Consider the following 19641-nt stretch of genomic DNA (forward strand, 5'->3'; position numbering starts at 1 on the left):
GTGAACTTAGTGGGGGCATATATTATAACCGGCGGCATCAGCCTTTCCGGCGAAATAAAAGTCCAGGGGTCAAAAAATTCCAGCCTTCCAATCCTGGCATCAACCGTATTGAGCGGGAAAAAAAGCATCATAAGGGATGTACCGATACTTAGAGATGTGGATGTAATGACGAATATACTGGAGCTGCTGGGAGCCGAGATTAAAAGAGATGAGCACGTCGTGGAAATCGATACGCAAAAGGTGGAAACTTATAAAGTTCCGGAACATCTGATGAGGGAGATGCGTTCGTCTATAGTGCTCATGGGAGCCCTGCTCGGGAGATTCGGGAAGGCGATAGTATCGTACCCCGGAGGATGCGAAATTGGCCCCAGACCCATCGACCTTCATTTGAAGGGTTTTAACTCGATGGGGGTCACTCTAAACGAAAGGCACGGTTTTATTTTTGCTGAAGCGAAAGAACTCAGGGGAGCGGATATACATCTGGATTTCCCAAGTGTGGGAGCCACTGAAAATTTAATGCTGGCGGGAACCCTGGCAAAGGGTAAGACGGTTATCAGAAATGCCGCAAAAGAGCCGGAGATCGTGGATTTGCAGAACTTTTTAAATAAGATGGGCGCTCATATTAAAGGAGCCGGCACCGACACGATAAAAATAGAAGGATGCCGGATAACAGATCTAAAATCGGTGGAGGACCATACGGTAATACCCGACCGCATAGCCGCGGGAACTTACCTGGTGGCGGGAGCCATCACAAGGGGACAAGTGACAGTAAAAAATATATTTTTGGAACACATGGAACCCATCCTGGCGAAGTTAAGAGAGGTGGGCTGCAAAGTTGAATGCGATGATGATAGGATTAAACTCTATGTGGATTCTCCCCTCAAGTCGCTGGATAGTTTGAGGACCCTTCCGTATCCCGGATTTCCCACGGATATGCAGGCGCCGATCATGGCCCTCCTGACTACGGTTGAAGGTACTTCAATTCTTACGGAGACCGTTTTTGAAAACCGTTTTAAGCACGCGGAAGAGCTCAGGAGAATGGGAGCGAATATCACCGTAAACGGAAATACAGCCATAGTGAAGGGGGTTAAAAAATTAACCGGCGCCATTGTAGAGGCCAAGGATCTTAGGGCCGGCGCGGCACTGGTTTTAGCCGCACTGGCGGCTGAAGGCGAGACCCGTGTGGAGGGTGCCCAGCATGTGGAAAGGGGTTATGAAGAATTAGACAAAAATTTAGCCCTATTGGGCGCAAAAATTGTCAAAAAAGATTAAAATAGTTTAAAATGTTTTATTTTAGTTTCTTTTTATACTTGATAAAAGGACAAGTGGTAGCATGGTTAGGAGAGATTGGGGACAGGAACCTTTTTACATCCCAAGAAAAAACAAGAAAATTAGCACAAAAAGACTATTGTTGTTGCTTCTATTTTTATGTATAATAGCAGTAATGCCGGTGGCCTATGGCCCTTTTTTTGCTGTTAAAAATATAGAAGTAACGGGGAACCGGAGCATTTCTTCGTCCGAAATAATAAAAAGCGTAAGCTATTTATACGGAAAAAGCCTCTTGATGGTAAGACAAAAAGAGGTGGTGCATAGGATTATGGATTCGGTCCCCGTGCAAGAGGTGAAAGTAGGTTATAAATTGCCTCACACTCTTATTATAAAAGTAAAGGAAAGAGAAATAGCCGCTGCACTTCCTTATCTTAGCGGGTTCGCACTTATAGACTCCCATGGAATCGTCGTCAAACTGGAATCCAGCTTGGAAAATTACTCAATCCCGGTGGTTACAGGACTCAATGTGACGAGCGCCAGAGTTGCCGACCGGCCGGTGGTGGACAAAAATCCCGATGCCTTTAGAATGCTTTTGAGTCTTGTTAGCAGTTTGTCGACCTTTTCAGCAGAGCTTTCGGAAATTCACGTTGAGAGTGATGCGGGTTCAAATAATGGTTGGACGTTTTACCTGTATACTCTGGATGGTTACCAGATTTATCTTGGAGACTTTGAGGAAAAAAAGATTCCAATGATAAAGGATATCCTTGATGATATTAGAAAAAACGGAAGGGGTAAGGGGATACTTGATATGAGCCATGAAACGCCTGTGTTCAAACCGCTGGAAAAGGCAACAACAAAAGATGGGGTGGGAGGTTAAACCATGAAAAACACCGCAAAGGCCCATTTTCTCATTGCTGCGGTATGTTTCGTGCTGGGGATGATGCTGGTTGCACAATTCAGGAGTGTTCAGATAAACGGCGGAGCCGTCACTTCCCTGCAAAGAGTTGAAAAACTAACATCAGATCTGAAAAATGCAATGGATGAAAAAGAAAAGCTGCAAAAAGAAGTAGTGGAATTGAGAAACAGGATAGCCGAATATGAAAGCTCGGTTTCAAGGGTCAGCGATATAACCGAAGCCATGCAAAAGGAACTGGAAAAAGCCCGGATGACAGCAGGATTGCTGGCCGGGTCGGGGCCCGGTGTCGTGATTACTCTGGACGACAGCAATGTGCCCAGGCAACCGGGGGAAGATCCGAACTTATTTTTGATTCATGACGAAGATTTGTTAAAAGTGATAAACGAATTGTTTGCGGCGGGTGCCGAAGCCGTTTCCGTCAACGGTCAGAGAATAATAGCCAACAGCGAAATCAGGTGTGTCGGTCCCACCATTATAATAAATTCCGTAAGACTTGCACCACCCTTTGTTGTGGAAGCGATAGGAGATCCGGACACACTGGAGAGTTCTTTAAAAATGAGAGGCGGAGTTATCGAATCCCTGGAGGTTTTCGGAATTCAAGTGAACATCAAAAAACAGGATAACATTAATATGCCGGCGTACAACGGTCCCATTCAATTCAAGTATTTTAAGCCGCAAAAGGCGGGTGAGAAGCAATGATTTATCCTTTGATAGGTTTGGCATTGGGTTTACTGGCGGGTATTTTATCTCCCATCACGGTTCCCTATTTATATGCCCCCTACATGTCCATAGCCATTCTGGCGGCGCTGGATTCGGTTTTTGGAGGGCTCAGAGCCATCGAAGAAAATAATTTTGACATGAACATTTTTATAACCGGTTTTTTCAGCAACGCCCTGCTTGCCGGATTTCTGGCTTATTTTGGGGACAGGCTGGGCATTCCCCTTTACTTCGCGGCGATATTTGCCTTTGGTGTCCGCATTTTCCAGAACCTTGCCATACTTCGCCGTGGAATAATCAGCCGAATTTTTTCTAAAAAATAGTCGACAGTTTGAAAGGGAATTTTATTTATTTGTTGAATTCTATAAGTGGAAGAACCTGTCCAAGGGGGATGGGAGGTGCAATTTTGGGGAGAAACCATATCGTGGCCAGCCTGGATCTGGGAACATCCAAGACCTGTTGCCTTATCGGAGAGATAACCCGCTCGGGTGACGTAGATGTAATAGGCTACGGTATTTCGCCCGCATCGGGAATCAAGAAGGGGATAATAACAAATATAGACACCGTTGTACAGAGCATAGCAAAAGCTGTGGAACAGGCTGAACAGATGGCAAATACCAAAATAAGCCATGTGGTCATAGGATTGTCGGGGGGCAGTATTGCACTGCTGAACAACAGGGGAGTTGTGGCTATCCCCCGGAGCGAGAAAGAAATAACCCCTCAGGATGTTGAAAGGGTATTACAGGCAGCCAAAATAATGGCCATACCATATGATAGGGAAATTATAGATGTGATTCCCAGAGAATTTATTGTGGACGGCTGTGACGGCATCAAGGACCCTGTAGGAATGGTGGGCACGAGATTGGAAGTTTCTGCCTGTATTATAACGGGGCTTTTAACGGCAATTCAAAATACAATAAGGTGTGTCCAGAAAGCGGGCCTTTTGATCGAAGGTATGGTGTTAAAGCCGCTGGCCGCCGCCGAAATGCTTTTGACCGCCGATGAAATGGACATGGGAGTTATTCTTGTGGACGTGGGTGCCGGAACCACAGAAATCGCCGCATTTCAAGAGGGCTGTATAATAGCTTATAGCTTGATCCCTATCGGGGGAGATTACATTACGAACGATATCGCCATAGGTTTGCGGTTGCCTTTTTCCCAGGCTGAGGAAATAAAACGAAGATATGCCTGTGCAAGAGTTTCGCTGGCTTCAGATAAACCCGAGATTGAGATAAAGAGCATAGGCGATACTTCCGGCAGAAAAATCTCCCAAAAAGAACTGACATTCATTGTGGAACCACGCATTCAGGAAATACTTTCATTTGTGATGGGCGAAATAAAAAATTTTAATTTGAAGTCTCCCATGCCCGCCGGGGTGGTATTAACCGGGGGGGGTCTGATACATATCAAGGGTTCCCTGGAAATGGCTCAACAGTTTTTCGGCCTCCCGGTGAGACTTGGCGTAACCGACGCATACGATAAAGAGCAAATTTTCACGGTGGCGCTGGGGTTGCTTTACTACAGGCTGAAACACAAGACCTTTGAAAACAAAAGCCTGGCGAGGGAGTCGCCGGCTTTCGGATTTCTTGAAAAGGCCAGGAGATTATTAAAAGAGTATTTTTGATGAGTGTTAGGAGGTTATAATGTGCTTGATTTTGACGTCGATCTGGAGCAATTTGCCAATATAAAAGTCATAGGCATTGGCGGTGGAGGCAATAATGCCATAAACCGCATGATCGATTCGGGCCTTAAGGGAGTGGAATTCATTTCGGTCAACACCGACGCCCAGGCACTTTACCTGTCCAAAGCCGATAAGAAAATTCAGATAGGAGAAAAACTTACCAAAGGCCTGGGGGCGGGTGCCAACCCCGAAATTGGTAAAAAAGCCGCCGAGGAGAGCAAAAGCGAAATAGAGGAAGCCCTGAAAGGTGCGGATATGATTTTTGTGACGGCGGGTATGGGCGGCGGAACCGGGACCGGAGCCGCACCGGTTATCGCGGAAGTTTCCCGGAGTCTTGGGATTCTTACGGTCGGTGTGGTCACAAAGCCCTTTGCCTTCGAAGGTAAAAAACGCATGGCAAATGCCGAAATGGGTATCGCCAACTTGAAAAACAATGTGGATACATTGATAACCATCCCCAACGACAGGTTGCTTTCCATTGCGGAAAAAAAGACATCTATCATTGAAGCTTTCAGAATGGCCGATGACGTTTTGAGGCAGGGCGTCCAGGGAATTTCGGATCTGATAGCCGTACCCGGCCTCATCAATCTGGACTTCGCCGATGTGAGAACCATCATGATGAATACTGGTTTGGCCCATATGGGCATTGGGAGGGGAAGCGGCGAAAACAGGGCGATCGAGGCTGCAAAGCAGGCCATATCCAGTCCTTTGCTGGAGACTTCCATAGAGGGGGCCAAAGGTGTGCTTTTAAACATTACCGGAGGAGCCAATCTGGGCCTGCTGGAAGTAAACGAAGCTGCAGAGCTTATTTCGGCGGCGGCGGACCCGGAGGCCAACATCATATTTGGTGCGGTGATCGACGAAAAACTCCAGGATGAGATAAGGATTACCGTAATAGCGACAGGATTTGATCAACCCAGGGAAAAGTCCGGGGAAATAGAGGAATTTGAAATAGGGCCCTTTGCGGAAGAAGACCTGGACATACCGGCATTTTTGAGAAGAAACCGAAAGAGGTAGAGCGCTTTAAACGGGCGCTCTTTTTTTATGGTTAAATCACGAAATGACATTTTTTTAAATTTCCGGGTGCTAAAATATATCATAAAAGACAAGAATGAGGAATATAGATTTTTTGTAGACTGGTGATATTGTTCTGGAGGAACACATGGTCATTTACTTTGATGTGGTGTTGTTGATTAATCTCATGATGAATTTTCTTATTTTGTGGCTTGTGGCCGTTGTCCTGAATTTAGAGAAAAGATTTTCGAGGCTTTTTGCGGGGGCGGCCGTTGGATGCCTGTTTTTGCTGGCCGTTTTATCACCCGGGTTTGCATTCCTGGAATCCACGGCGCCAAAAATTGCACTTTCCGCCGCCATATTGGTCGTGAGCTTCTGGCCTTTCGGCTTGAAGGATTTTTTAAAAATACTCGGTTTTTTTTATCTTATTTCCTTTATGGTGGGAGGGGGGGCTTTTGCATTTTTTTACTTTTTTAAACTGAAAGACGCGTTTTTCAAAGGTTACCTTTTAGTAAATAATATTTCAGTACCGTGGTGGATATTACTGGTTTCTTCGTCATTAATTTTATTATTTTTTAAATACATGTGGCCTCTTATATATCAAATACTTTCCAGAGACAAATTGCTGGTGCCTGTAACCGTAATGTTTGATAAGAAGCGGTTGGAGTTAAAAGCATTAATTGACACCGGCAATGATCTGCATGATCCCATAAACGATTATCCTGTCATCATAGTGGAGTTTGGCGCTGTGAAAGACCTCTTTAACCCGCCTCTTCGGGAAGCCCTGGAAAAAGGGACAGAGGAAAGCCTGAGGGAAATAGGGGACGTTATATCAGATTCGGGCTGGGCTTCACGTTTAAGACTTATACCATTTGAAAGTATTGGAAAAAGCAAAGGTATGATGGTTGGTTTTAAACCCGATCTGGTGGTGATTAATTTTAATAACAGAGTTTTCGAAATAAAAAATGCCGTTATAGGGATTTATCAGCGGGTTCTGTCACCGGACGGCGCATACTGCGCCCTGCTCAATCCCGATATTTTACTATGAATAAAAAATGCTGGAGGGGAAAGCTTATGATTGGGCCAAAAAAAATTAATTTTAAGCTCGCAATCGTTCGATTGTTGAAATGCTTCTGCATATTGAAAAGATCCGCCGTGTACTATATAGGCGGAAGCGAGGCGCTGCCGCCGCCGCTGACGGTTGACGAAGAAAGCCTCCTGCTAAGTAAACTTGAGGGGGGCGATACGGGAGTAAAAAGCATCCTCATCGAGCGCAACCTCAGGCTGGTGGTTTATATAGCCAAGAAGTTCGAAAACACGGGCATAGGCGTGGAAGATCTGATTTCAATAGGCACAATTGGCTTAATAAAAGCAATAAATACCTTTGACCCCAACAAAAAAATAAAACTGGCAACATATGCCTCAAAATGTATTGAAAATGAAATACTCATGTATATGAGAAGAAACAATAAGACCAGGGTGGAAGTCTCCTTTGACGAGCCTCTGAATATTGACTGGGATGGAAATGAACTGTTATTATCCGACATTCTGGGGACGGATAATGACATGATATATAAGTGCATAGAAGAGGAAGTGGACAAAGAACTTCTGGACGCGGCTATGAAACGCCTTTCAAAGAGGGAAAGATGCATCATTAAACTGCGCTTCGGCCTGAACGGAGGGATCGAAAAGACACAGAAAGAGGTGGCGGATCTACTGGGGATATCTCAGTCTTATATTTCGCGACTGGAAAAAAGAATAATAAAAAGGCTCAAAAAGGAAATGGTCAGAATGATGTAAAAATGTAGGGATATGTATAAAAACCTCCCCGGCTGGTAAGACTTTTAAATGAAATCTCGGAGAGACAGGGGGAGGTTTATGATTTTAAATAAAGTTGAAATCTGTGGAGTTAATACTTCAAAGCTCCCGGTACTTTCCAGCAGCAAAATGAAAGAACTTTTTCAACTCGTTAAAAAAGGCGATAAAGAAGCGCGGGAAAAACTGATAAATGGCAACTTGAGACTGGTCCTCAGCGTAATCCAGAGGTTTAATAACCGGGGAGAGTATGTTGACGATCTGTTTCAGGTAGGCTGTATCGGCCTCATGAAGGCGATAGATAACTTCGATTTGAACCAGAATGTAAAGTTTTCCACTTACGCGGTTCCCATGATAATAGGCGAAATCCGCCGGTATTTGCGGGACAACAACCCCATAAGGGTAAGCCGATCCCTCCGGGATGTGGCGTATAAAGCGCTTCAGGTCAGGGATAACCTGGTAAACAAGAATTCCCGGGAACCTTCCATAAGTGAGATAGCCAGAGAGATGAACGTCCCCAGCGAAGAGATAGTATTTGCGCTGGACGCCATACAGGAGCCCATTTCCCTTTTTGAACCCATTTACCACGATGGGGGAGATCCCATATTTGTAATGGACCAGATCAGTGATGAAAAAAACCAGGACGAAAACTGGCTCCAGTGCATATCAATAAAGGAGGCCATGCAAAAGTTAAATGAAAGAGAAAAACGCATTCTTAGCCTCAGGTTTTTCGAGGGGAAAACACAGATGGAGGTCGCCCAGGAAATTGGCATATCCCAGGCTCAGGTGTCGAGGCTGGAAAAAGCAGCCCTGAAACACATGAGAAAGTATATATAGTTTTATGTATTAACCTATATTGAGGGGTGACAGTATAATGATAAAGTTTATTTATAGATCCATTATGGTGGTTATTGCCGCTTTAATCTTGAGCAATTTCTATTTTGCACCGAGAAGCGTGGTGGCTTATAACACCAATAATTTGACTTCGGTAAGCAGGACGGTATACCGGGATTTTTTGAAACTGGCCCAACAGAATTAAAGTATGTATAAAAAGGCCTTTTTTAAAAAGGTCTTTTTTTTATCACATTTTGGCCCGGACCGGAATATAATTAGTTATAAATAGGAAAAGCCATGGGGGGGGTGTATGGTTTGATCAAGACATCAGACTTGAGGCAACGGGAAGTCATAAATATTGTCGATGGAAAAAGGCTTGGCTTTGTGAGCGACCTGGACATAGATCTGGAGGAAGGCAGGATAAAGTCCATCATAATACCCGCTCAAAACAAGTTAATCAGTTTTTTCAGCCATGGAGGCGATTATATCATACCCTGGGAGCAAATTAAAAAAATTGGCTCCGATGTGATTCTTGTGGAACTGAGAGAATTTGTAAATGCCAAGAAAACCGAAAAGAACAATAACTTTTAATTTGTCGAAAAAAACATTATACATTATAATAGTATTGGGGAGGTGAACCGGGTGAAATGCCCCTTTTGCGGCTATCTTGACAGCAAAGTTGTGGATTCAAGACCGACGGAAGAAGGAAGTATTATCAGGAGGCGCAGGGAATGCCCTTCTTGCAAAAAAAGGTTTACAACTTACGAAAGGGTGGATGAACTGCCGCTCATGGTGATAAAGAAAAGCGGGAACCGGGAGGTCTTTAATCCCCATAAGATAATAAACGGACTTATAAAGGCATGCGAAAAAAGGCCGGTGCCGCTTGAAGTTTTGCAAAATATAGCCTACGACGTGGAAAAAGAATTGAAGAATTCCATGGAACAGGAAGTTGAAAGTGGAAAGATCGGCGAAATGGTGATGAAAAGATTAAAGGAAGTGGACGAGGTGGCTTACGTCAGGTTTGCTTCGGTTTATAGACAATTTAAAGACATAAACTCGTACATAGAAGAGATTAACAAACTAAAGAACAATAAATCATAACTACCGGGAGGAAATTAAATGCCCTGGGAAAGTAGCAGAAAAATAAAAGAACTTGCGGCGGATGAAACATCTTTTGTACCCGTGAAGAGTTTCGGATCGGTTCCGGTCAACGTGGCACTTGTATTTCCAAATTCATATAGTCTGGGCATGTCGAATCTGGGGTTTCATTCCATGTATTACCAGATTAACTCAAGAGACGATTCTCTCTGTCACAGGTCGTTTCTTTCGATGGGGCCCACCGATTTTTCCGGCGCGGTGGTCATGGAATCTTACCAGCCTGTCAACCTTTATGACATCGTGGGTTTTTCCGTTTCCTTTGAAATGGACTACATCCACATCCTGAAAATTTTGGACAACTCCCGCATCCCGGTTTTTTCCAAAGACAGGAAAAGCCCCCTGGTCATGGCCGGCGGCCCGGCGGTTACCTTCAATCCCGAACCCCTGGCGCCATTTGTTGATTTTTTTGTAATCGGCGAGGGCGAAGAGATCATTCATGAAATTATTGACAGATACAATGCTCTCAGGAATTTGCCAAAAGAAGAAATTCTGGAGGGCCTTTCCCGGATCGAAGGGGTTTATGTTCCTTCCTTTTACGATATCGAATACGATGAAAAAGGTGGGGTTTCAGATTTCAAGACCAAAGGCCCGGCGCCTCCACGCGTAAAGAGGCGCTGGATAAGGGACCTCGACCGTTACAGCACCGAGTCGGTTGTTCTAACTCCTCACACGGAATTTAAGGATATGTTCCTGCTGGAGGTTTCGAGAGGCTGTGGAAGGAACTGCAGATTTTGTATGGCAGGTTACTGCTATCGTATTCCCAGGGTGAGATCGCTGGAAAAAATTATGGAAAGAGCAGAATTCGGAGCAAAATTCAAAGAAAAGGTAGGCCTCGTGGGTGCGGCCGTCTCCGATTATCCCCGCATCGATGAACTTTCGGAAGAATTCATGAAAAGGGGTATTAAATTTTCCGTGTCTTCCTTGAGGGCCGATACTCTGCGGGAACCGCTGGTGAAAGGGCTCGCCTTCAGCAACCACAGGACTTTAACCATCGCCCCTGAGGCCGGTTCTCAGAGGCTCCGGAAAGTAATTAACAAGGGCATTACCGAAGAGCATGTGTTAGATTCGATAAAAATGGCCCATAAATACCACATTGAAAATATAAAACTCTATTATATAGTTGGCCTCCCGACCGAAACCGATGAAGATATAGATGAGATGATCGGCTTTTTGAGTCAGGTCAAGAAATTTATGAAGAGCATTGGAAATAAAACCGGTCATCTTTCCATCAGCGTGAACCCCTTTATACCCAAGCCTTTTACCCCTTTCCAGTGGTTTGGAATGGAATCCGTTGAAATAATCAGTGCCAGGATAAACAAACTCCACAACCGGTTAAAATCCCAGGGGATAAGGGTTTTGTTTGAAAGCCCCAGGCTTTCAGAGATCCAGTCGGCCCTTTCGCGGGGGGACCGCCTGACGGGTTTTTTGCTCCACGAAATTTACAGGCGGGGGGGCAAAGCCCAGGCCTACAGGAAGGTCCGGATTGACAATAAGGGCGTAGAATTCTATGCCCACAGATCTCTGCGGGAGGAAGACACCCTGCCGTGGGATCATATAGATATCGGTTTAAAAAAGGGATTTTTTGCCAGTGAATGCAGAAAAGCGGTAAAGGGTGAACCCACCCGCAGATGCGACGGTGAAATTTGTAAAGTCTGTAATATTTGTCAGCTTAAATAAAAACAGGAGGTTTGCAAGTTGACTTTTGAACTCAGGGAGCGGTGGGGAGTACAATTTCTGATAATCCCCTCTTTTGAAAAGACGGGTCTTGTGAAACACGGCTTTTCCACCCGCATAGGGGGGTTCAGCGAAGGCCATTATAGATCCCTGAACCTGGGGTTAAAAAAAGACGACGACAGGGAGTCGGTGCTGCGAAATTACAGCGTTTTCTGCGGTGCGCTTGGTATTGATGTTGAAGATCTGGTGGTATCTGACCAGGTGCACGGCAACGAGGTTTACGAGGCAACGGCCGTCGACAGGGGCAAAGGGATATGGAGGCCTTCGGACATAAAAAATAAAGACGCGCTTATGACAAGGACAAAAGGTGTGGCCCTGGTCACTTATTATGCCGACTGCGTCCCGCTGTTTTTTTTGGATGTAAAAACACCGGCGGTGGCTCTCGCTCATGCCGGATGGAGGGGGACCGCCAAAAAGACGGGCCAAAAGACCGTTTCCGAAATGGTGAGGAAATTCGGCTCCAGGCCCGAAGATATTCTGGTTGGCATAGGCCCGTGTATAAGAAAATGCTGTTACGAAGTGGATGAACCGGTGGTGAAGGAATTTAAGGAGGCTTTTGACAGCTGGGAGACCTTTTTTGAATACAAGGAAGCCGGCCGCTGGATGCTGGACCTTGTTCTTGCCAACAGGATGCAGCTGGAAGAGGCAGGAATAAAGCCTTCAAATATAGCTGTTAGCGATTTCTGCACATCCTGCCGGAACGATCTTTTCTTTTCGCACCGGGCCGACCGCGGAAAGACCGGGAGCCTGGCGGCCATTATTGAACTGATATAGAAAGTTACCATCTGGGGGAGGATTTATGACGAAAGAAAAAATCCTTATAGTTGATGATGAACCGCATATACTGGAACTGGTTCGCTACAATTTGGAAGCCAGCGGATTTAAGGTGATCGAAGCGATGGACGGCAAGACGGCCATCGAGTTAACAGAATCACAAAGGCCGGATTTAATCCTGCTGGACCTGATGCTGCCGGGCGTTGACGGTCTGGAAGTCTGCAGAATTCTCCGAAGACAGAGCAGCACCCGGGACATACCCATCATTATGCTCACTGCAAAGGGCGAAGAAATTGATAAGGTTTTGGGGCTCGAGATAGGTGCCGATGATTATATTACCAAACCCTTCAGCCCGAGGGAATTGACGGCGAGGATAAAAGCGGTTCTCCGCAGATCCTCGCCCGAAAAAAAGGAGAACGTCATTAAAGCGGGCGGCCTGACCATAGATGTTGAAAAATACGAGGTTACGGTGGAGGGGGAAAAGCAGGAATTCACACCCAAGGAGTTTGAGCTTTTAAAACTACTGGCTTCCAACCCGGGCAAAGTTTTTTCCAGGGAATATCTTCTGGAAAATATCTGGGGTTACGATTACCTCGGGGATACCAGGACGGTGGATGTGCATATCAGGCACCTGCGACAGAAGATAGAAAAGGATTCCGACAGGCCGGTGTATATAGAGACCGTCAGGGGGATCGGATACAAGTTTAATGAACCGGAGTGATTTTTTTGCAAAAGAGACTCGCCAAAAAACTTTTTGTACTGGTTGCTGTGTCCATCGGAATAGTGAGCCTTCTTTCTTTTTCAATTTTTCAAAGCTATTTTCTGAAAAGCAGAGTAAGCGATGTTTTTTCAAGCGCGGTACTGGTAAAAGACATCGTTGAGCGGGCTGTGGCCGGCGGCCACCCAATTGACCAAAAGGAGGTTGTATCTTTATCTCGAAACATAGGAAAGGATATTGTGGTAATAGAAAACGGGATAGTAATAGCTAGTTCAGAAAGTCCGGAGAACGCGGGCGAAAGGGACCGGTTTTATTTCAGGTTCACTCCAGGCCGGGAGCATACGGTGAGAGTCTCTTCTGTTCGGGAGATGTGGAGCAGCGGGAAGATATTTGCCGTTGTCCGGGCAAGTTTTCCTGAAGGTAACTCCGGGATAATCGCCGTTTCGACGCCATTTCTGCCGGTTAAAAAATTGGTTTCGAAAATAATTTTGACGGTTTTTCTGGGTTCGATACTGGGGGGACTGGCGGCTTTATTTCTGTTAAAAAAGTTTTCATCGGCACTAGTGAAGTCTATAAAAGACATGATCGATGTGGCCAGGGCCATTTCAAGTGGCAATTTTTCCGGGTCAATCAGAGTTGAATCAGACGATGAGCTGGGGCAGCTGGGCGAAACCCTGAATACCATGTCGGGAAAGCTGCGGGAAACACTAAATGAACTGGACGACAGGACCACCAAGATGGAAGCCATATTGAGCAGCATGGTTGACGGAGTTGTGGCGGTGGATACTGGCGGCAGGATAATGCTTTTTAATCCGGCGGCGGAAAAAATTTTTGAAACAAGCGAAAAGGAAGCTCTGGGCAGGCACCTCATAGAAGTCGTAAGGAATTACGAATTAAATGAAATAGTAAGCGAAGCCCTTGTAAGCGGGGAAACTTCGTTTAAGGAACTGGTACTCCTCCCCAGCGAGCGAATTCTCAGGGTGCATGTAAGCCCTTTTAAAGACAAAAACGGCAGGATTCTGGGCATAGTAGCCGTAATCCGGGACATTTCAGAGCTGAGAAAACTGGAAAAAATGCGCTCGGATTTTGTGGCGAATGTTTCACACGAACTCCGCACACCTCTCACTTCCATAAAAGGTTTCGTCGAGACCCTCCTCGACGGAGCTTACAGAGATCCGAACCTCTCCAAGAGATTTTTAAAGATTATAGATTTTGAAACCGGAAGGTTACACAGGTTGATAAGCGACCTTCTGGATTTGTCCCAGCTGGAGACCAACCAGATAAAACTTCGAATGGAGGATGTTGACATTGCGGGTGCGGTGGATGAGGTGATGGTTATTTTTAACGAGCGCATAAAAGAAAAGCACCTGGAATTTTCAACCCGTTTTCAGGAAAACCTGCCCAAGGTAAAGGCGGATCCTGACTGGCTGCGTCAGGTGTTTATAAATCTTATAGACAACGCCATAAAATACACCCCCTCCGGCGGAAAGGTGTGGATCGAGGCTGAGGAAAAGGGCGAATTCGTGGAAGTAAAGGTCTGTGACACGGGTATAGGAATCCCCGAAGAGGACTTACCCAGGGTTTTTGAAAGATTTTATCGAGTAGATAAGGCCAGGTCCAGGCAGCAGGGGGGGACCGGTTTGGGGCTCTCGATCGTAAAACACATTATAAAATCACAGGGAGGGGATATAAGGGTTGAGAGTAAAAAAAACGAGGGAAGCAAGTTTATTTTCCTGCTAAAAAAATCCGCTTAACATATTTTTAAGATTAATATAATAGAACCTTAACAAAACAGGCTTACAATTTTGATGTAAGGAGGCGAGTGAAAATAGAAAAGAAAATAGAAAATAAGATATATACCGAAGGTTTAAATCTGTTTTACGGAAATTTTCAGGCCTTAAAAAATATAAAGATAGAGTTGAAAAAGAATAGAGTTACCGCCCTTATAGGCCCCTCCGGGTGCGGGAAATCAACTTTTCTGAGGACTTTAAACCGGATGAACGATTTGATAGACGGGGTGAGCATTGAAGGCAAGATTATCCTTGATAACAAAAATATATACGACCCTGATGTGGATGTGGTGGACCTGAGAAAAAGAGTGGGCATGGTATTTCAAAAGCCGAATCCCTTCCCCATGTCGATTTATGACAACGTTGCCTACGGCCCCAGAATTCACGGCAACAGGGATAAAAAGAAGCTGGATGAAATAGTGGAAAAAAGCCTTAGAGGAGCGGCGCTCTGGGATGAAGTAAAGGACAGGCTCAGGGACTCAGCAATGGGCCTCTCGGGCGGACAACAGCAGAGGCTCTGCATAGCCAGGGTCCTTGCCGTAGAACCGGAAGTGGTATTGATGGACGAACCATGCTCGGCACTGGACCCAATATCGACCATGAAGGTAGAGGAATTGATTGAACAGCTTAAAGAAAAATACACCATAGTAATAGTAACTCACAACATGCAGCAGGCCGGGCGCATTTCGGATTATACGGCCTTTTTCCTGGCGGGCGAACTCGTGGAGTTTGGCCCGACGGAAGACCTCTTTTACAACCCGAAAAATAAGAAAACCGAAGACTATATAACCGGGCGTTTCGGTTAAAGGGAGGGGCAAAAATGACTACTGTGAGAGCGTCTTTTGACAGAGAGCTCAGAGAACTGCAACAGGATATACTGAAGATGGGCGGTATGGTGGAACAGCAGATATACAACGCCGTGGAGTCCCTTGTCAAAAAGGATGAAAAACTGGCGAATAAAGTCATAGAAGACGACGATATAGTGGATGATATGGAACACCGGATAGAAGACAGGTGCGTCAAGCTTATAGCCAGGCAGAATCCGCTGGCTAAGGATTTAAGGGTCATATTTACGGGGGTGAAGATAGCCACCGATTTGGAGAGAATGTCCGATAACGCTATAGACATCGCCAGGACCACCATAAGACTCCTGGGCCAGCAGTATATTAAGCCTTTAATCGATATTCCCCGAATGGCGTATTTGACAAGGGAGATGGTGAGGACGGCCCTGGACGCTTACATCAACCAGGATGTGGAAGCGGCGCAGAAGGTGTGCGACGCCGATGATGAAATCGACCATCTCTATTCCCAGATCTTTCGGGAGCTCCTGGTAATTATGATGGAAGATCCCCGGACCATTTCTCAGGCCACACAGCTGTTGTTTGTCGGCAGGTTCCTGGAGCGGATCGCCGACCACGCTACAAATCTGGGTGAATGGATAATATATCTGGTTACCGGGGAGAAAAAGGAACTGAATAATTAAGTTTAAAAAGGACTTAATAATAAACGGCCGGTGTGGCAAACGCTACGGCGGCCGCTTTTTATTTTTTATTTGGACTTAATGCACTTTTAGTGCCAGTATTAATGCCTATCACCGGCGGCACTATCGGGAAAATATGATATCGGGCTGTTCGTCGTTTCGGAACGGTATTCAGAACAGTATAAAACTAAAACTCCCAGGGCATTATAAAAAAAGAAATTTCATCAAAATGTGAGGTGTTTAGAGTGCCTGTCGGTGTTATCCTGCTGCTGGTAATAGCGGTGCTTATTTATTTTGGTCTGTTGCAGAGGGTTTTAGACAGGATGCACATGTCCGATAAGCTGGCTTTAATTTTTATCGGAGCCATGATATTGGGAACATTTATACCGAACATACCGCTTGGAATGGGCCTTTCCATAAACCTGGGAGGAGGTGTGGTGCCGATAGTTATCGCCGTCTATCTCATCGCCACATCAGATACGGGCCGGGAAAAAATGCGGGCCATTGCCGCTTCAATAATTACGGGTATAGTCATCTATGCCGCCGGGAGGCTCTTGCCGGCAGAGCCGGGGACCATGTTTATAGACCCGATCATAGCCTTCTCCATCCTGGCGGGTATTATCGCTTATATATTCGGCAGGTCGCGCAGGGGGGCTTTTGTTGCCGGTATATTCGGTATCATTTTAAGCGATATTTTTTACGCCCTGGGAGCCACCACAAGGCCCGTGGGGACCACCATCGGTGGAGCCGGCGTCTTTGATGCGGCTGTACTGGCTTCGGTTATCGCGGTGGCTCTGTGCGAAATTGTCGGGGAAACCCGGGAAAAACTCCAGGGAGGCACCGCTAAAGCCAAAAAAGAGGCTAGAGAAAACCCCGAGATGGCCAGCATGCTTGCTGAGGACAGAGAAGAAGGTGAAGACAATGATAATGAGAGCAATCCGTAAGTTGACCGTACTTTCTTTGGCGTTATTTCTCGCCATGGGCGTGTATATTTCCGATGTAAAGGCCGAAGAAGAAAAGGAAGAGGGTTTTTTTACCGTTTATGAAGAGGGGTCGAATAAGAAGATATTTGTCACCGGCATGGTGGTGAATGTTGGAGACCAGTATCTTGATGAGGATAACAAAATGTACGAAATCGTTAAAGTTTCCGGGGACACAGCTTACGCCCGCTTCAAAGAAAGGGTCGACATCGAACAGGCGCTTGATTTACCGGAAGCAATGGCCATGGCCAGGGGGATACAGGACGATTATAACACAGTGAAGGTCTCGGATCTTAAAAAAGAAAAAGTTGTGGGCATCTACCATACCCACAGCGACGAATCTTACATCCCCACCGACGGCAAACCCAGCATCCCTTACAGAGGAGGGATTTTTAAAGTTGGAGATTCTCTGGCCGCGGCTCTAGAGAGAAAGGGGATTAAAGCGGTTCATTCCTACCGGCCTCACGATCCTCACGACTCCATGGCTTATCAGAGATCCCGTCGTACCGCTATGGAAATTTTAAAGAAAGGTCCAGACGCCGTAATAGACGTACACCGGGATTCGGTACCAGCCGAAGAATACCATGGCAATGTGAACGGCGAGTCCCTGGCGAAGGTCCGGCTGGTGGTAGGGAGACAGAACCCTCAGATGAGCGCCATCAACAATTTCGCATGGCAGTTAAAAGCCAACGCCGACAGGAAATACCCGGGTCTCATAAAAGGGATTTTTTACGGGAAAGGCAGTTACAACCAGGACCTTTACCCGCGGACAATTCTAATTGAAGCAGGCACCTATACCAATTCAAGATATAACGCTCAGGAAGGCGTCGATTATATGGCGGATGTAATAGCCACCACTTTGTACGGCCCGGATTACGCAAAAAAAGTTACCCCCGGGGGAGGAACCACCACTCAAATCCCCGGGGAAAACAGGGGAGCTTCAAGGGCGCTCCTGTGGATAATAGGCATTGGAGTTGTGGGCTTTATAGTTTACCTGCTCATCAGCACCGGTGGCATCAATGAGCTTTCGGCAAAAATGAAGCGCTTTATAGGTTCAGAGTTTGTAAACTTTTTGGGCAATGTGAATAAACTATATTCGAGAAATGCAAAGAAAGACAAAAACGGTGACCAGCGAGAAGACGGCAGCAAAAATGATGAATGATGAATTTTTGATGTCAAAATACCTTACGGTAATAGCAGCAGGTGTTACAATGGGGACCCTGGCCCGGATATATATGCTCCGGGCGGATTACAGGCAGTACCCCAGCTACCCCCAGGGTTACCTGATTCACATCTCGCTGGGGTTGATTGCGGCGTTTTTGGGAGCGGTAGCGGTGCCGGCGCTGGTCGCCAGGGAATATACGGCAGTAACCTTTTTGGCCTTAGCGGCTCAGCAATTCCGGGATATCCGGGAAATGGAGCGAAAAAGCCTTGAAAACATCGAAGATACGGAACTGGTCCCGCGGGGGGCGGCTTACATCGAAGATATAGCAAAGGCTTTTGAATCCAGAAATTACCTGTCCATTTGGACCGCGCTGGCCACCAGTTTCGTTCTCCAATTTTTTAAAAATATCGGGGCATCAATAATTACTGGTATAGGGATAATGTTGATTTTAAGCCTTTTCGCAAAAAGAAAACAGATAAAGGATATCGCCGTGGTGAGACCCGCAGAGGTTCATTTTGAAGATACCCTTTTGTGTATTGAAAATATCGTTGTGATGAATGTGGGCCTTCCCGAGTCCAGAGAAATTTTTGAAAAAAAGGCTCTGGCCGTGATGATAGAGCCCAGGGATGACAATGCCCGCGCCACCCTCGCCAATCTGGGGCAGCGCCAGGCCATAGTCCATGATGTGGCGGCTCTTCTGGGGGTGAAAAGGGATATCACCGATGTGGATTTTGTCCCCCTTGCCAGGCTTGATCTGGAAACGGGAAAAGTCGGCCTTGTAATAGTGCCTATGGAACATGACATCGAGAGCCTTATCCAGGCCATAAATAGGGTCCCGGTTTTGGAAAGTTGCAGGAGAAAACCGCTGGAATCCTGGGCTGGCAGAAAGGCAGCCGATTAGGTGAAGGGTATGGATAACATAGGGATAAAAGAGGTCATCCTGGCCGTCGTCACTATAAATAAGGAGCAGACGGCCTCGGGAGTACCGGTGTTCTACGCGCGAGATGAAAAGGAAAGGAATAAGATAGCCCTGTATCTGTGCAAAATACTCTCGGCCATGGCTCATGATCTGGAAAATGGTTCCTACATCATCGTCCGACACTGATGGGGGATTAAATTTGAAAGTTATATATTCCTGCTACTGGGGCAGCTACCTTGCTGTGGTGGCTGCTTCGTTGCATCTAGGTAAGATAAAAGCAGGACAATTTAAAGATGAAGAAATCTTAAAACTGCCCAGATTTAACGGTATCACATACCCGCAGTTGGGAGAGCTTTTTTATATGGGGACCGACGACCTGGGCCGCAGGATTTATGTCATGGGTTCCAAAAGTACCGGCCGCGTTATAGAGAGGACGTTGAACGGCCTTGCCGAAATATACGGCCTTGGGAAGAACTCGGTGGATTTTGTTGATCTGAACGCCCACAGCAATTTTTATATATCGCTGGGCAGCTGTTTGATTCATAAATTCAGGCTGGAAAAAACGGGTCTTGCTCTTGTTCTGAAAGGAATAAGGAAAAGCATGAATGGGCTGGAAAATACCGTGCTGAAAGTGAAAAACGAGCCCGACTATACAAAAAAAGGTTAAAAAAGGATGA

General features: G+C 46.0%; 23 protein-coding genes. All 23 read left to right on the plus strand.

Going from position 1 to position 19641, the window contains the following annotated elements; genetic code table 11:
- Positions 1-9 precede the first annotated feature (9 nt).
- The 23 genes from murA (at position 10) to ACKX14_RS02340 (ending at position 19631) form a co-directional block, all read left to right on the plus strand.
- A complete protein-coding gene (murA, locus tag ACKX14_RS02230; RefSeq protein ID WP_422444226.1) occupies positions 10-1272 on the plus strand; it encodes a UDP-N-acetylglucosamine 1-carboxyvinyltransferase in 1263 nt (420 codons plus the stop codon).
- A gap of 178 nt (positions 1273-1450) precedes the next feature.
- Positions 1451-2146, plus strand: a complete 696-nt coding sequence (locus tag ACKX14_RS02235; protein ID WP_422444228.1) for a cell division protein FtsQ/DivIB — start codon at positions 1451-1453, stop codon at positions 2144-2146.
- 3 nt (positions 2147-2149) lie between these two features.
- The gene (locus ACKX14_RS02240) at positions 2150-2884 is read left to right on the plus strand and encodes a DUF881 domain-containing protein (protein WP_422444230.1); all 735 of its coding nucleotides are present in this window, start codon (positions 2150-2152) and stop codon (positions 2882-2884) included.
- Positions 2881-3225 carry a small basic family protein gene (locus ACKX14_RS02245; protein WP_422444232.1) on the plus strand — a complete coding sequence of 115 codons (345 nt, stop codon included), beginning with the start codon at positions 2881-2883 and terminating at the stop codon, positions 3223-3225. The genes ACKX14_RS02240 and ACKX14_RS02245 overlap by 4 nt, the downstream gene beginning before the upstream one ends.
- A gap of 83 nt (positions 3226-3308) precedes the next feature.
- Positions 3309-4526, plus strand: coding sequence for a cell division protein FtsA (gene ftsA / locus ACKX14_RS02250; RefSeq protein ID WP_422444234.1), 1218 nt, complete (start codon positions 3309-3311; stop codon positions 4524-4526).
- 21 nt (positions 4527-4547) lie between these two features.
- Complete coding sequence (gene ftsZ, locus ACKX14_RS02255) at positions 4548-5600, plus strand: cell division protein FtsZ (RefSeq protein ID WP_422444236.1); 1053 nt, start codon at positions 4548-4550, stop codon at positions 5598-5600.
- A gap of 145 nt (positions 5601-5745) precedes the next feature.
- The gene (spoIIGA, locus tag ACKX14_RS02260) at positions 5746-6645 is read left to right on the plus strand and encodes a sigma-E processing peptidase SpoIIGA (protein WP_422444238.1); all 900 of its coding nucleotides are present in this window, start codon (positions 5746-5748) and stop codon (positions 6643-6645) included.
- 26 nt (positions 6646-6671) lie between these two features.
- A complete protein-coding gene (gene sigE / locus ACKX14_RS02265; protein ID WP_422444240.1) occupies positions 6672-7397 on the plus strand; it encodes an RNA polymerase sporulation sigma factor SigE in 726 nt (241 codons plus the stop codon).
- Between the two features lie 78 nt (positions 7398-7475).
- Positions 7476-8249, plus strand: coding sequence for an RNA polymerase sporulation sigma factor SigG (sigG, locus tag ACKX14_RS02270; RefSeq protein WP_422444241.1), 774 nt, complete (start codon positions 7476-7478; stop codon positions 8247-8249).
- Positions 8250-8286: 37 nt separating this feature from the next.
- Positions 8287-8451: a hypothetical protein gene (locus ACKX14_RS02275; protein ID WP_422444243.1), complete on the plus strand. Its 165-nt coding sequence runs from the start codon at positions 8287-8289 to the stop codon at positions 8449-8451.
- A gap of 110 nt (positions 8452-8561) precedes the next feature.
- The gene (locus tag ACKX14_RS02280) at positions 8562-8837 is read left to right on the plus strand and encodes a YlmC/YmxH family sporulation protein (protein ID WP_422444245.1); all 276 of its coding nucleotides are present in this window, start codon (positions 8562-8564) and stop codon (positions 8835-8837) included.
- A gap of 51 nt (positions 8838-8888) precedes the next feature.
- Entirely contained in the window at positions 8889-9347 is a 459-nt protein-coding gene (gene nrdR, locus ACKX14_RS02285; RefSeq protein WP_422444247.1) for a transcriptional regulator NrdR, read from the plus strand.
- An 18-nt stretch (positions 9348-9365) separates the two neighbouring features.
- Positions 9366-11081: a radical SAM protein gene (locus ACKX14_RS02290; RefSeq protein ID WP_422444248.1), complete on the plus strand. Its 1716-nt coding sequence runs from the start codon at positions 9366-9368 to the stop codon at positions 11079-11081.
- A gap of 18 nt (positions 11082-11099) precedes the next feature.
- On the plus strand, positions 11100-11912 hold the full coding sequence (gene pgeF, locus ACKX14_RS02295; protein ID WP_422444250.1) for a peptidoglycan editing factor PgeF: 813 nt from the start codon (positions 11100-11102) through the stop codon (positions 11910-11912).
- A gap of 25 nt (positions 11913-11937) precedes the next feature.
- On the plus strand, positions 11938-12633 hold the full coding sequence (locus ACKX14_RS02300) for a response regulator (RefSeq protein WP_422444252.1): 696 nt from the start codon (positions 11938-11940) through the stop codon (positions 12631-12633).
- Positions 12634-12638: 5 nt separating this feature from the next.
- The gene (gene pnpS / locus ACKX14_RS02305; RefSeq protein WP_422444254.1) at positions 12639-14384 is read left to right on the plus strand and encodes a two-component system histidine kinase PnpS; all 1746 of its coding nucleotides are present in this window, start codon (positions 12639-12641) and stop codon (positions 14382-14384) included.
- Between the two features lie 98 nt (positions 14385-14482).
- Complete coding sequence (pstB, locus tag ACKX14_RS02310; protein WP_422444397.1) at positions 14483-15226, plus strand: phosphate ABC transporter ATP-binding protein PstB; 744 nt, start codon at positions 14483-14485, stop codon at positions 15224-15226.
- A gap of 14 nt (positions 15227-15240) precedes the next feature.
- Positions 15241-15903: a phosphate signaling complex protein PhoU gene (phoU, locus tag ACKX14_RS02315; RefSeq protein ID WP_422444256.1), complete on the plus strand. Its 663-nt coding sequence runs from the start codon at positions 15241-15243 to the stop codon at positions 15901-15903.
- Between the two features lie 242 nt (positions 15904-16145).
- Positions 16146-16844, plus strand: a complete 699-nt coding sequence (locus ACKX14_RS02320) for a DUF1614 domain-containing protein (protein ID WP_422444258.1) — start codon at positions 16146-16148, stop codon at positions 16842-16844.
- On the plus strand, positions 16822-18042 hold the full coding sequence (gene spoIIP, locus ACKX14_RS02325; RefSeq protein WP_422444260.1) for a stage II sporulation protein P: 1221 nt from the start codon (positions 16822-16824) through the stop codon (positions 18040-18042). The genes ACKX14_RS02320 and spoIIP overlap by 23 nt, the downstream gene beginning before the upstream one ends.
- Positions 18032-18946, plus strand: coding sequence for a YIEGIA family protein (locus tag ACKX14_RS02330; RefSeq protein WP_422444262.1), 915 nt, complete (start codon positions 18032-18034; stop codon positions 18944-18946). The genes spoIIP and ACKX14_RS02330 overlap by 11 nt, the downstream gene beginning before the upstream one ends.
- Before the next feature lie 9 nt (positions 18947-18955).
- A complete protein-coding gene (locus ACKX14_RS02335; protein ID WP_422444264.1) occupies positions 18956-19150 on the plus strand; it encodes a capping complex subunit for YIEGIA in 195 nt (64 codons plus the stop codon).
- 13 nt (positions 19151-19163) lie between these two features.
- A complete protein-coding gene (locus tag ACKX14_RS02340; RefSeq protein WP_422444266.1) occupies positions 19164-19631 on the plus strand; it encodes a DUF3189 family protein in 468 nt (155 codons plus the stop codon).
- Positions 19632-19641: the final 10 nt, after the last annotated feature.

Source organism: Thermorhabdus hydrogeniformans (assembly GCF_049310025.1).
Classification (GTDB): Bacteria; Bacillota; Thermosediminibacteria; order Thermosediminibacterales; family Tepidanaerobacteraceae; genus JBJYKD01.